The organism is Paracoccus gahaiensis (genome assembly GCF_005048225.1).
Taxonomy (GTDB): Bacteria; Pseudomonadota; Alphaproteobacteria; order Rhodobacterales; family Rhodobacteraceae; genus Paracoccus; species Paracoccus gahaiensis.
Genome location: NZ_SUNI01000002.1, coordinates 162719 through 175764, shown reverse-complemented (window position 1 = coordinate 175764; position 13046 = coordinate 162719). Strand labels below are relative to the sequence as shown.

The 13046-nt window shown below is 68.3% G+C and carries 13 protein-coding genes; 5 read left to right on the top strand and 8 right to left on the bottom strand.

Annotation, left to right across the window (positions count from 1 at the left end; translation table 11 throughout):
* Window positions 1–8 precede the first annotated feature (8 nt).
* Window positions 9–1055 carry a TRAP transporter substrate-binding protein gene (locus tag FA743_RS03895; protein WP_136884569.1) on the top strand — a complete coding sequence of 349 codons (1047 nt, stop codon included), beginning with the start codon at window positions 9–11 and terminating at the stop codon, window positions 1053–1055.
* Window positions 1056–1139: 84 nt separating this feature from the next.
* Window positions 1140–2150 carry a YeiH family protein gene (locus tag FA743_RS03890; RefSeq protein ID WP_136884568.1) on the top strand — a complete coding sequence of 337 codons (1011 nt, stop codon included), beginning with the start codon at window positions 1140–1142 and terminating at the stop codon, window positions 2148–2150.
* A 69-nt stretch (window positions 2151–2219) separates the two neighbouring features.
* Here the strand turns inward: FA743_RS03890 and FA743_RS03885 are convergent, their stop codons facing one another.
* Window positions 2220–2828, bottom strand: a complete 609-nt coding sequence (locus tag FA743_RS03885) for a hypothetical protein (RefSeq protein WP_169308758.1) — start codon at window positions 2826–2828, stop codon at window positions 2220–2222.
* Window positions 2829–3212: 384 nt separating this feature from the next.
* On the opposite strand from FA743_RS03885, the gene FA743_RS03875 reads away from it, so the two are divergent.
* Window positions 3213–3623, top strand: coding sequence for a pore-forming ESAT-6 family protein (locus tag FA743_RS03875; RefSeq protein WP_136884565.1), 411 nt, complete (start codon window positions 3213–3215; stop codon window positions 3621–3623).
* A gap of 79 nt (window positions 3624–3702) precedes the next feature.
* On the opposite strand, the gene FA743_RS03870 is transcribed toward FA743_RS03875, so the two are convergent.
* The 7 genes from FA743_RS03870 to cls all read right to left on the bottom strand — a co-directional run bounded on the left by FA743_RS03870 (window position 3703) and on the right by cls (window position 10692).
* Window positions 3703–4893, bottom strand: coding sequence for an AI-2E family transporter (locus FA743_RS03870; RefSeq protein WP_246054821.1), 1191 nt, complete (start codon window positions 4891–4893; stop codon window positions 3703–3705).
* A gap of 166 nt (window positions 4894–5059) precedes the next feature.
* Entirely contained in the window at window positions 5060–6286 is a 1227-nt protein-coding gene (locus FA743_RS03865) for a saccharopine dehydrogenase family protein (protein ID WP_136884563.1), read from the bottom strand.
* Between the two features lie 38 nt (window positions 6287–6324).
* A complete protein-coding gene (locus FA743_RS03860) occupies window positions 6325–7425 on the bottom strand; it encodes a carboxynorspermidine decarboxylase (RefSeq protein ID WP_136884562.1) in 1101 nt (366 codons plus the stop codon).
* Window positions 7426–7559: 134 nt separating this feature from the next.
* Complete coding sequence (locus FA743_RS03855; RefSeq protein WP_136884561.1) at window positions 7560–7955, bottom strand: hypothetical protein; 396 nt, start codon at window positions 7953–7955, stop codon at window positions 7560–7562.
* Window positions 7956–7965: 10 nt separating this feature from the next.
* Complete coding sequence (locus FA743_RS03850; protein ID WP_136884560.1) at window positions 7966–8751, bottom strand: DUF6478 family protein; 786 nt, start codon at window positions 8749–8751, stop codon at window positions 7966–7968.
* Between the two features lie 152 nt (window positions 8752–8903).
* Window positions 8904–9242: a 4a-hydroxytetrahydrobiopterin dehydratase gene (locus FA743_RS03845; RefSeq protein ID WP_136884559.1), complete on the bottom strand. Its 339-nt coding sequence runs from the start codon at window positions 9240–9242 to the stop codon at window positions 8904–8906.
* A gap of 22 nt (window positions 9243–9264) precedes the next feature.
* Window positions 9265–10692, bottom strand: coding sequence for a cardiolipin synthase (gene cls, locus FA743_RS03840; protein ID WP_136884558.1), 1428 nt, complete (start codon window positions 10690–10692; stop codon window positions 9265–9267).
* A gap of 88 nt (window positions 10693–10780) precedes the next feature.
* On the opposite strand from cls, the gene accD reads away from it, so the two are divergent.
* Together accD and FA743_RS03830 are read left to right on the top strand one after the other, a co-directional pair.
* The gene (gene accD, locus FA743_RS03835) at window positions 10781–11710 is read left to right on the top strand and encodes an acetyl-CoA carboxylase, carboxyltransferase subunit beta (RefSeq protein ID WP_136884557.1); all 930 of its coding nucleotides are present in this window, start codon (window positions 10781–10783) and stop codon (window positions 11708–11710) included.
* Window positions 11711–11768: 58 nt separating this feature from the next.
* Window positions 11769–13037 carry a bifunctional folylpolyglutamate synthase/dihydrofolate synthase gene (locus tag FA743_RS03830; protein ID WP_136884556.1) on the top strand — a complete coding sequence of 423 codons (1269 nt, stop codon included), beginning with the start codon at window positions 11769–11771 and terminating at the stop codon, window positions 13035–13037.
* Window positions 13038–13046 lie beyond the last annotated feature (9 nt).

Genomic DNA, 13046 nt, shown 5'->3' with positions numbered 1-13046 from the left:
AGGATACCATGCTGAAACCCGCACTGACCCTGGCCGCCGCGCTGATGCTGGCCGCCCCGGCGATGGCGCAGGACTATACCCTGCGCGCCGTCGCCAATTCCAACGAGAACGACGAGGATTACGACGGCCTCCAGGTCTTCAAGTCCCATGTCGAGGCGGCCTCGAACGGCGCCATCGCCGTCGAGATCTTCATGGGCACGCAGCTGTGCTCGAACGGCGCCGAATGCCTGCAGGGCGTGGCCGACGGGTCGATCGACGTCTACATCTCGACCTCGGACGGGGCGGCGGGGCTGTTCCCCTATCTGCAGGTGCTGGACCTGCCCTATATCATGGCCGACGACCGCGTGGCCGAACGCGTGCTGTCGGGCGATTTCACCCGCACCCTGCGCGACATGGCGCTGGCCGACAGCGGCGACATGCTGCGGCTGATGACCATCGGCAATACCGGCGGCTGGCGCAACTTCGCCAATACCGAGCGCCGCATCCAGACGCCCGCCGACCTGTCGGGGCTGAAGATGCGCACCGTGGTCGCCGACCTGCCGCAGGAGCTGGTGCGCGCGCTGGACGCCTCGCCCACGCCGATCCCCTGGGCCGAGCTGTTCACCTCGCTGCAGACCAATGTGGTCGAGGGCACCGCGAACGGCATCACCGACATCATGTCCATGCGCTTCCCCGAGGCCGGGCTGCAATACCTGACGCTGGACGGGCATGCCTATATGGGCGCGATGTGGTGGATGTCGAACGAGACCTTCATGGCCATGCCCGAGGACATGCGCGCCATCGTCGTCGACGGCTTCTACCAGCTGCAGCAGGCGACCTTCGCCTCGCCCAAGCGCAAGTCCATCGCCGCCTACGAGGAGTTCACCGCCGGCGGCGGCGAGGTCTATGTGCCCACCGCCGAGGAACGCGCCGCCTTCACCGAGGCCGCGGCCCCGGTCTATGACTGGTTCACCGGCAGCGTGGATGGCGGAGAGGAGATCCTGGCCACCTTCCGCGAGGCGGTGTCCCAGGCCGAGACCGAGCTGGCCGACGAGCGCGCCCGCGACATCCAGTGACCCCGGGCGGGGGCCGTCATGGCCCCTGCCAACCCTTCAGGGCGACCCTCGCCGCCCACCCTTCCGATCTGATCCGGGATGCCGATGCCCCTGCCCCGCCTTGCCCAGTTGCCCGACCGCGCCCGCCTGCTGGCGCCGGGCCTGATGCTGGCGGTGACGGTCGCGATGGCGGCGCAGTTCCTGTCCAGCCATTACGGCGCCCCGGTCATGCTGATGGCGATCCTGCTGGGGATGCCGCTGCACGGGCTGGCCGAGGACAGCCTGGCCGGGCCGGGCATCGACTTTGCCGCGCGCGGGCTTCTGCGGATCGGGGTGGCGCTGTTGGGGCTGCGCGTGTCGCTGGACATGGTGGCGGCGATCGGCTGGCCCTTCGTGGGACTGCTGGCCCTGTCCATCGGCGCGGTGATCCTGGCCTCGGTCGCGCTGGCCCGACGGGTCGGGCAGGACCGCGCCTTCGGGCTTCTGACCGGCGGATCGGTGGCGATCTGCGGCGCCTCGGCGGCGATGGCCATCGCCTCGGTCCTGCCCGCGCGCGAGACGACCGAGCGCGACCTGTCCTTCACCGTCATCACCGTCACCGCCCTGTCGACGGTGGCGATGATCATCTATCCGATGCTGGCCTCGGCTTTGGGGCTGGACCCGCACCAGACGGGCCTGTTCCTGGGCGGCACGATCCACGATGTGGCACAGGTCGTGGGCGCGGGCTATTCCGTGTCCGACGAGACCGGCGATCTGGCCACGGTGGTCAAGCTGATCCGCGTGACCCTGCTGGCTCCGGTGGTGCTGATCGCGGCGCTGGTCCTGCGTCGCGCCAGTTCCGGCACGCAGACCCGCCCGCCGCTGCTGCCGGGCTTCGTGCTGGCCTTCCTGATCCTGGCGGCGGCCAATTCGGCGCATGTCGTGCCCGGGGTGGTGGTGGACGCGGCCTCGACCCTGTCGCGGGCGCTGCTGGTCGCGGCGGTGGCGGCGGTCGGCATGAAGACCTCGCTGGTGCGGCTGGCCAAGGTGGGGCCTGCCGCCATCGGCATGCTGCTGGTCCAGACCGCCGCGCTGGCCGCGCTGATCGCCACCCCGCTGCTGCTGGGGCTGGTCTGAGCGCGCCCTGCCGGACATGAAAAAACCGGGCGCGGGGCCCGGTTCTTCCGTGTCGTCGGCCAGTCAGGCTCAGCCTTCGACGTCTTCATTGTCGGACGTGCCATCCGTCTCGGCGCCGCCATCCTCGTCCTGACCGGTCTCGCCGGTCATGGGAACGGTGGACTCCGCAGGGATCGTCTCGGCGACGGGATCGGTCTCTTCCCCATCAATCGAGCCGGTGGGTTCATCCAGCACCACGTCATCCTGACCGCTGAAGTCGGTCGATTGGGGCGTCTCGGACATCGGCTCGTCGCCATCGGTCGAGGCCGTCGTGTCGACCATGTCCGTCCCGGTGGCCGGGGCCTGCCCCATCGGCTCGACGCCGTCGACCATCATCAGGGTGCCGTCGACGGGGCTGAAGACCATCTCGGTCGGCACACCGCCGCGCTCGGCGGCGACGGTCAGCGCCTCATCGGTGCGCACGACCACCACGTTCTCGTAGCCTTGGGCGACGATCTCGGCGGCCACCGCCTCGTCGGTCTCGACCGTCGTCAGGGTCGGGAAGTCGACTTCCTCCATCGTGGTCATGCCGGCAGGTGCCTCGGTGGTGGCGGTCTGCGCGAAGGATGCGGTGGCCATCAGGGTGGCCAGAATGGCGGCCTTGCCACCCAGCTTCAGCGTCTCGACGGGATGGGTCATTGCTGTCTCCAGTCCATTGTTCGGGGCGCGGCATCGGTGCCGCAGATGATCGAACAACCGGGGCCCGACCCGCAAAGTTCAATCACGAAACGATGACCCCCCGTGTCCTGCCCCAAGGCGTTGACCCGCCGACATGATTTGCCCGCACCCGATCACGCGACTGATCAAGCGATCGTGCGGGGACCGGAGCGCGTCACACCCCTTGGTGGCTGCTCTCCGCTTGGCCGACCCCCGCCGGAAATGCCGGTTCCGGCGGGGTTTCGCTGTCTGGATGCCGAAGGGGCCCCGGCCTCTGGGCATTCCCAAAGCGCCGGGTCTAGCAAGGGCGCATCGCCGCCCGGCCTGGAAACCGGGAGGCTGCCACGACCAGACAAAGATGGAGACATGACCATGATCCGCAGCATCGCGATTGCCTTGGGCCTGACCCTGACCCCCGCCGCCGTCCTGGCCCAGGAGGCCGGCACTCCGGCTCCGGCCGTGCAGGAGCCCGACACCGGCGCCACCTACGAGGCCGCCCGCAACCAGCTGGGCATCCTGCAATATTGTCAGGATCAGGGCTTCACCGGCGCCGAGGCCGTCGCGGCCCAGACCCAGCTGATCGGGCTGCTGCCCGAGGGCGACACCACCGCCGGCACCGCTGCCGAAGAGAAGGGGGTCGAGGGCATGGTGGCCGTGGGCGAGGCAGAACTGTCGCTGGCCGACGCCGCCGAAAGCCAGGGCAATACCGTCGAGATCACCTGCCAGCAGATCGAGGCGGCGGTGAACGAGGTCGCTCCCTCCCTGCCCGCCGGCTGATCGAGGGCCCGACATGCCGAACATGACGAAAGGGGGCCGGTCTGCACCGGCCCCCTTTCTGCTGTCCATTGTGACCCGATCAGCCGCGGGGATCGTGGGGCGGGGTGTCAAAGACCTCGGCGGTGGCCAGGCGGGCGGTCGGCTCGTCCTCGGCCACGGCTCCGGCCTCGACCAGGTCGCGGGCCTCGTCCTCGTCCTCGCCGGCCAGGGCGGCTGGCGCCTCTCCGGCCAGGAAGTTGCCGAACTTCTCCCATCCGGGCACATGGTCGGCCAGCACGCGCATGACAACCAGCACCGGCACGGCGATGACCATCCCGATCACCGACCACAGCCAAGCCCACAGCGCCACGGCCAGAAACACCACGACCGTGTTCATCTGCAGCCTGCGGGACACGAAATAGGGGGTGATGATCTGCCCCTCCAGCGAGGTCAGCCCCAGATAGGTCACCGCGACCATCGCCGGCCAGAAGACGCCCGGCATCACGACCAGCGCCACAAGCCCGGCGATCGCCACGCCCGCGATGGCCCCCAGATAGGGGATGAAGTTCAGGATGAAGGCGCCCAGCCCGAACAGCAGCGCGCCGGGCATGCCCCAGGCCCACATCGCCAGACCCACGGCCAGACCCAGACCGGCATTGATGATGGTGATGGCGCCCAGATAGTTGCCAAGCGAATCCTCGATCTGGCGCAGCGCCAGATAGGCGCCCCGCTTGTCGCGCAGCCGGTCGAAGCTCTGCACGATCTTGAGGTACAGAAGGTCGCCCGAGGCAATCATGAAGAACAGCAGGATCAGCGTGAAGACCACCTGCCCCAGCAGCAGCGGCGTGGTGGTCATGACCATGCCAAGCGTCGTCTGGCCCTCGGATTCGACGCGGATGGCGGGGCGTGTCCCCTCCTCGTCATCGGAGGACTGGGCCTCGTCGATGCGCTGCGCGGCGTCGCGCAGGCCGGACAGGCTTTCCTGGACGTTCTGGAACTTGGTTTCCAGCTGTGCGCTGATCGTGGGCATGTTGTTCATCGCCCGGCTCAGCGGCCCGCTGGCGGCATAGGCGACGATGGCGACGGTCAACAGGATCGACAGGGTGATCCCCGCCGCCGTCAGCGCGTCGGGAATGCCCCGGCGTTCGGCAAAGCGGCGCAGCGGCGTGAAGACGAAGAACAGAAGACCCGCCATGGTCACCGGCATCAGGAAGTCGCGGCCCGCCGCCACGGCCGAAAAGGCCATGATCAGGAAGATCCCGATGATCGCCCAGTTCGCCAGTCGCGGCATGCGGCTGTTTTCGCTTTCCGTGAAGCCCGGAAACATATGTCCCTTGGGACGTGGCATGAAGACCCCCGATCGACGCCGCATCCCGACGCAATTTCAGCGTCGAACGCAGACGGCGGGCCGGATGTTCCGACCCGCCGCCCGACGCGCATCAAAGATCAACCGATGCTTACAGCGGATGGTCGCCCGAGGCGTCGATGACCCGGGTGGGCAGGCCCATCTCGCCCAGCAGTTCCAGGAAGGGGCGCGCGGGCAGATCCTCGACATTGCACATCTTGCCGGCGTCCCAGGGACCGCGCGCAATCAGGATCGCCGCCGCGACCGGGGGCACGCCTGCGGTATAGCTGATGCCCTGGCTGCCGACCTCGGCGAAGGCCTCGGCATGGTCGGCGACATTGTAGATGAAGACCTCGCCCGGCTTGCCGTCGCGGGTGCCCTTGACCAGATCGCCGATGCAGGTCTTGCCCTCGTAATCCGGCGCCAGGCTGGCCGGGTCGGGCAGGACCGCCTTGACGACCTTCAGCGGCACGACGTCCCGCCCGTCATCCAGCGTCACCGGCTGTTCGGACAGCAGGCCCAGCTTCTGCAGCACCGTGAAGACGTTGATGTAATGTTCGCCGAAGCCCATCCAGAAGCGCACATCGGCCTGCGGATAGCGCGCGGAGAGCGAATGGACCTCGTCATGGCCCGAGAGATACGCGGTGCGCTTGCCGACGACGGGCAGATCCCATTCGCGGCCCACCTCGAACATGCGGTTTTCCTGCCAGGCGCCCTTCTGCCAGCTGTACACCGTGCCGGTGAATTCGCGGAAGTTGATCTCGGGGTCGAAGTTCGTGGCGAACCAGCGGCCGTGCGATCCGGCGTTGATGTCCACGATGTCGATGCTGTCGATCTTGTCGAAATATTCGTCCTCGGCCAGCCGGGCATAGGCGTTGACCACGCCGGGATCGAAGCCCGCGCCCAGGATGGCGGTAACGCCCGCCTTCGCCGCGTCCTCGCGCCGGGTCCATTCGTAATTGCCGTACCAGGGCGGCGTCTCGCAGACCTTGGCAGGATCCTCGTGGATGGCGGTGTCGACATAGGCGGCGCCGGTGCGGATGCAGCCCTCCAGCACGGTCATGTTGATGAAGGCGGTGCCCACGTTGATGACGATGGCGGCGTCCAGCTTGCGGATCAGCGCCTCGACCGCATCCGGGTCCATCGCGTCCAGCGCATGGGTGGCGAAGGGCATGTCATGGCCCTTGGCGCGCAGGCTTTCGACGATCGCATCGGCCTTGGACAGGGTGCGGTTGGCAAGATGCAGGTCGCCGAATTCGGCCGCCCATTGCGCGACCTTGTGAGCCACGACCTGGGCCACGCCGCCGGCACCGATGATGAGCAGGTTCTTCTTCGCCAAGTCACTCTCCTTGTCGCGGGGTCGCAAAGGGGGCGCCGTCAGGACAGGCTGCCCTTGAATTCGTCATAGGAAAAGCTGCGCACGGTGCGGATGCTGCCATCCTCGTCGCGCAGTGCGATCGAGGGCTGGGCCAGGCCGTTGAACCAGTTCTTCTTGACCATCGTGTAGCCCGCCGCATCCGAGATGCTGATCCGGTCGCCGATCTGCAGGGGCCGCTCGAACCGCGCCTCGCCGAAGATGTCGCCCGCAAGGCAGGTCTTGCCGGCGATCTGATAGACATGCTCGCCCGATTGCGGCAGCTTGGCCTCTTCGCGATAGATCAGCAGGTCCAGCATGTGGGCCTCGGTGCTGCTGTCGACGATGGCGACCAGCTTGCCGGTGTCGATGATGTCCAGCACGCTCACCTCCAGCGTGGTGGTCTTGGTGACGCTGGCCTCGCCCGGCTCCAGATAGGCCTGCACGCCATAGCGGTCCTGGAAGGCCTTCAGCCGGTCGGCCAGCCGGTCCAGCGGATAGCCCTCGCCGGTGAAGTGGATGCCGCCGCCCAGGGACACCCAGTCCAGCCGCTTCAGCAGCCCGCCGAACTCGGCTTCGATCCGGGTCAGCTGGCGGTCGAACAGGTCGAAATCGCCGTTCTCGCAATTGTAGTGGATCATCACGCCGCTGATCCGGTCCAGCGCATCCTCCAGCCGGTCCAGATCGGATTCGCCCAAGCGCGAGAAGGGCCGCGCCGGGTCGGCCAGATCGAAGCCGCTGGTCGAGAAACGCGGGTTCAGGCGCAGCCCGGTGGCGATGCCCTGCGCGCGGGCGCCGTGGCGGTCCAGCTGGGTCAGGCTGTTGAAGATGATCTTGTCGGCATAGGACACCGCCTCGTCGATCTCGTGATCGGCCCAAGCGACGGAATAGGCATGGGTTTCCTTGCCGAAGGTCTCGCGCCCCAGGCGCAGCTCGTAGAGCGAGGACGAGGTCGTGCCGTCCATGTAGTCGCGCATCAGATCGAAGACCGACCAGGTGGCAAAGCATTTCAGCGCCAGCAGCGCCTTGGCGCCGGAGGCCTCGCGCAATTGGGCGACCTTCTCCATGTTGGCCCGCAACAGGCCCATGTCGATCAGGTAATGCGGCGTCTGCGGCAGGGTCATCGGCCAACCTTCCTGTGAATGCGCAAAGGATTGCGAAGCCGCGATATAGCCATGCCCCCCGCATTTCGCAAGGAAGCTTGCTCGGGCTGTAACGGGCGCATGACAGACGGGCCCATGGCCCGCCCCATCCGAGGTCAGACGGCGGTGTCGCGGGTGGCCAGGCGGCGCAGCTCGCGCTTGACCAGTTCCAGCTCGGCGCGCAGGGCGGCGATCTCGGCGGTCAGGTCGTCGTCCAGCATCCGGCCCGCCATCAGCGTCAGCCGGCCCAGCTGGTGCCCGCCGGGCGTGGTCTCGGTGCCGTGCTCGCCGTCGTCGGTCTTCAGCAGCAGGGTCTGGATCCCCTCGGCCATCACCTGCGACGGCAGCTCGACCTCGACCTGCCATTCCGAGGCGCCGGTTTCCGTCATCCGCGCCTCGGCCAGCACCTCGCCGTGCTGGACCAGCACGATGCGGGCGGGCGCGCCTTTGGAATCGGTCAGCCGTCCGCGCCAGACACCGCCCTTCAGGCCAAAGCTTTCGAATTGCGGCATCTGGGCCTCCTCAGATATGGGCGCGGGGGTGGCGGGACAGGATCACGTCGCGCAGAGAGACGGCGTTCATGTAGGGCGCCTCCAGGATCACGTCCAGCCAGGCCTTGTCGACCGAGCGCTGCGACAGCTCGGCATAGCCCAGATCGAACTCGACCACCCGCTGGCAGTTGCCGCCCTCGATCGGGTCGCCCATCTGGCGCAGCAGGGTCTCAGTATTGGGGCCCTGCTGGATGTTCAGCCTTGAATAGACACGGATGGGCCGTTCGGCCTGCAGCCGGGCATCCAGGCGGATGATGTAATGCCCGCCCAGGTTTTCCAGCGCCTCGGGCGGCAGGGCCAGGGAAAAGGACAGGTAGCTGCCCGAGAACCCCATCACCTCCAGCTTGATCCCGTATTCGGCCAGATCGGTCGCCAGACGGTTGCGGATCTGGCACAGGATCAGCGCCCGCTCGGGGCAGTCGTGATAGAGCGCGACCTCCTCGGACAGCCATTTGCCGTCCGGCGGAGAGATCAGCGCCGGCAGCGTGCTGCGCGAGGACATCACCTGCGGGCGCCAGCGCCAGTCGGTGCCCGCCGGCAGGTCGATGCGCGACAGCGAATTGCCGGCCCGCACCGCGCGGGCATCGGCGATCTGCAGGAAGCGCGCCAGGACCTGTTGCAGGTCGCGGGCCTCGTCGCGCAGGTCGTGATCGACCGGCTGCTGCCGCTGGCTCACGGTCCGCAGGAAGCGGTTCCATTGGCGGAAGGCATTCCGGCGGATGCGCCCGGACAGCCAGCCCTGATCATTCAGCGCCATATGTCGTCCCCCGGTTCGGTCGGCCAAGGCCGGCAAGGGCCCGTTCCGGCCCGGTTTCGGCATGGCGTCGATTCGTCATGCGGCACAACCCATTACACGTTGTACGGGAATAGACCGGCGGCCTGCGCAGGACAACCCATAGAGCGGCCCGCTCAGGCCAGCAAGGCATCCAGCCGCGCCGCGCAGATGAAATCGTTGTCGGTCAGCCCGCCGGCGGCATGGGTGGTGAAGGTGACGGCACAATATCCCCAACCGAAGGCGATGTCGGGATGATGGCCCTGCCGGTTGCCCAGCCAGGCGGCCAGATTGGCCAGCTCGACCGCCTTGGCGAATCCCTTGACCTCGAAGCGCCGGGTGATGGCGCGGGCATCGTCCGACATCCGCCAGCCGGTCAGCCCGGACATCATCCGCCCGGCCGTGGCCGCGTCATGGGGCGCGGTGCCCGCCGCGCAGGGCTGGCAGGTCCGGGTCGCAAGCTCGGGATCGGTCATATCGGCATCTCCTTGAAAGGGCTCATAGCAGCGGCGAGGCCAACGCCAGCAGGTTGTTGCGGATCCGGCGTCCCTTGCTCCAGTCGCGGACCTCGTCCAGGCTGATCTCGCGGGCGCGCTCGGCATAGCTTGACTGGCGGGCATCCAGCATCCCCACGAATTCCGGATCGAAGACGGCCATGTTGACCTCGTAGTTCAGCTCGAAGCTGCGCCGGTCCAGATTGGCGCTGCCGATCATGGCCATGCGCCCGTCCACGGACAGGATCTTGGAATGCAGCAACCCGTCCTGGAACAGCATCAGCCGAACCCCCGCCGCCAGCAGCCCGTAATAGAAGCCCTGGCTGGTCGCCCCCACGATCAGGCTGTCATTGCGGGCCGGCAGGATCAGCGTCACATGCACGCCGCGCCGCGCCGCCGCCCGGATCGCGGCATCCAGCGCGGCATCGGGCACGTAATAGGGCGTGGTGATCACCACCCGGTCGCGCGCCGCATGCAGCATGGCGCTGAGGCAGTCGGACACGCTGCCCGCCCGCAGGTCCGGCCCCGTGGCCACCACCTGCGCGGCCAGCCCGGGATCCGCGACCGGCGCGACGGGCTGCAGCATCGGCCCCAGATCGCGCCCGGTATAGCTCATCCAGTCGCCCAGAAAGACCCCCTGCAGCTGGCGCACCGCCGGCCCTTCGACCGAGACGAGGATGTCGATCCAGGGCCCGAAGCGCGCCTTCACCGCGAAGGCCATGTCGGCGCAGTTGCGGCTGCCGGTGAAGGCCAGCCGGTTGTCGATCACCAGGATCTTGCGGTGGTTGCGCAGGTCCAGCCGCTGGAACAGCACGCTGATGAAGGGCAGACCCCAGGGAAAGGCGGTGACGCATTCGGCACCCGCCTGACACATCTCCTCCCACAGGGCCGACCGGACCAGCACCCGCGAGCCCAGGGCATCCACGATCACCCGGCATTGCACGCCCCGCGCCTCGGCCCGGCAGATCGCCTTCGCGATCTTGGTGCCGCTGGCATCGGGCAGCCAGATGTAGAACAGCACATGGACATGGTCGCAGGCCCTGTCGATCGCCGCGACCAGCCGGTCGATGGCCGCATCGCTCTCCTCCAGCAGCACCAGCCGGTTGCCGCCCGTGGCCTGCATCCCGCCCACGGCGCTGTTGGCGGCGATCACCGGCCCGGCGGGATCGGGCGCGGGGGCCAGCACGGCGGGCACCGGGGTGCGCAGGTTCGTCAGCCGGTCGCGCACGTCCGCCATGCGCTGGACCTCGGCCTGCTTCATGCGCACCTCGCCGAACAGCAGATAGGCGGCGATGCCCAGCAGCGGCACGGCCTCGATGACCATGATCCAGACCAGCCGGACCGAGGGCTCGACGCGCGGACGCAGCAGCACACGGGCGATGATCACCAGCGACAGGGTCGTATGCGACAGAAAGAACAGGGTGGCCCACATGGCGCGCAATATCCGCCGCGCCCCGGGCAATTGCAATTCCCCGCTTGCCGGCCTATCTGGGGGCCTGAAACAGCCAAGGCCATTCGCGATGAACTGGATCACGAACTATGTCCGCCCGCGCATCAATTCGCTGTTCTCGCGCCGCGAAGTGCCCGAGAATCTGTGGACCAAATGCCCCGAATGCGGGACGATGCTGTTCCATCGCGAACTGTCGGACAACCTGAACGTCTGCACCACCTGCGATCACCACATGCCGATCACCCCGCGCGACCGCTTCGGCGCGCTCTTCGACGGCGGCGCCTTCGTCGAGGTCAAGGTCCCCGACCCGATCGCCGACCCGCTGCAGTTCCGCGACCAGAAGAGATATCCCGACCGCATGAAGGCCGCCCAGAAGGCCACTGGCGAGAAGGAGGCGATGCTGGTCGCCGAAGGCGAGGTCGGCCGCACCCCGGTCATCGCCGTGGGTCAGGACTTCAGCTTCATGGGCGGCTCCATGGGCATGTATGTCGGCAATGCCATCGTCGCCGCCGCCGAACGCGCGGTGAAGGTCAGAAAACCCCTCGTCCTCTTCTCGGCCGCCGGCGGCGCCCGCATGCAGGAAGGCATCCTGTCCCTGATGCAGATGCCCCGCACCACCGTCGCGGTCGAGATGCTGAAGGAGGCCGGCATCCCCTATGTCGTCGTCCTGACCCATCCGACCACGGGCGGGGTCACGGCCAGCTACGCGATGCTGGGCGACATCCACATCGCCGAACCCAATGCGCTGATCTGCTTCGCCGGCCCCCGGGTCATCGAGCAGACCATCCGCGAGAAGCTGCCCGAAGGCTTCCAGCGCGCCGAATACCTGCTGGAACACGGCATGCTGGACCGCGTCACCCACCGCACGAAGCTGCGCGACGAGTTGGTCTCGATCCTGCGGATGCTGGGCGGCCTGCCCGCCCCCACCCGCGCCGACCTGCCGCCGCCGGCCCCCTCCCCCGATCCGGCCCCGGCCCCGGCCCCCGCCCCGGCGGAATAACCTTCTCTTTTGTCGAAATACCCCGGGGGTCCGGGGGCTGGCCCCCGGTGACACGCCCATGACCGCATCCGACGCCCTCCTGTCCCGCCTGATGGCGCTGCACCCCAAGGTCATCGACCTGTCGCTGGACCGGATGCACCGCCTGCTGGCGGCACTGGACCACCCCGAACGCCGCATCCCGCCGGTGATCCATATCGCCGGCACCAATGGCAAGGGCAGCACGCAGGCGATGATCCGCGCAGGGCTTCAGGCTGGGGGCGCGCGCGTCCATGCCTATACCTCGCCGCATCTGGCGCAGTTCCGCGAACGGATCCGGCTGGCGGGCGAGCTGATCGACGATCAGGCGCTGGCCGACACGCTGGCCGAATGCGAGGCCGCCAATGACGGCCAGCCCATCACCTTCTTCGAGATCACCACCGCCGCCGCCTTCCTGGCCTTTTCGCGGACCCCGGCCGATTACACCCTGCTCGAGGTGGGCCTGGGCGGGCGGCTGGACGCCACCAACGTGATCGACGCCCCGCGCCTGACGGTCATCACCCCGGTCTCGATCGACCACACGCAATATCTGGGCGACACCCTGCCGCTGATCGCCGCCGAAAAGGCCGGGATCCTCAAGCCCCGCGTGCCCGTCGTCATCGCCCCGCAGCAGGACGCCGCCCTGCGCGTGATCGAGGCCCGCGCGATGGGCCTGAGCGCGCCCATCCTGGCCCATGGCCAGCACTGGATGATCCAGCCCGAACGCGACGGCATGGTCTTTCAGGACGATCACGGGCTGTGGGACCTGCCGCGCCCGAACCTGATCGGCCCGCACCAGATCCAGAACGCCGGCACCGCGCTGGCCGCCCTGCGCGCGCTCGGCGCGACCGAGGCACAGGCCCGCGCCGCCGTCACGGAGGCCGAATGGCCCGCCCGGATGCAGCGCCTGCGTCACGGCCCTCTGGTCGATCTGGCCGGCGCCTCCGAGCTGTGGCTGGATGGCGGGCACAACCCGGCGGGCGGTCAGGCGTTGGCCGCGACGCTGGCCGCGATGCCCGTGCGCCCCACCCATCTGATCTGCGGCATGCTGAACACCAAGGATGTCGCGGGCTATCTGCGCCCGCTGGCCGCCGAGGCCCAAAGCCTCACCGCCATCGACATCCCCGGAGAGCCGAACACCCTGCCCGCCTCGGCCACCGCCGAGGCCGCCGCCTCGGTCGGCCTTGCCACCCGCACCGCCCCGGATGCGGCGGCGGCGCTGCGCGGCCTGACCGACAATGCCCCGGGGGCGCGCATCCTCATCTGCGGATCGCTGTATCTGGCCGGCCGCATCCTGCGCGAAAACGGCTGAGCCGGCGCA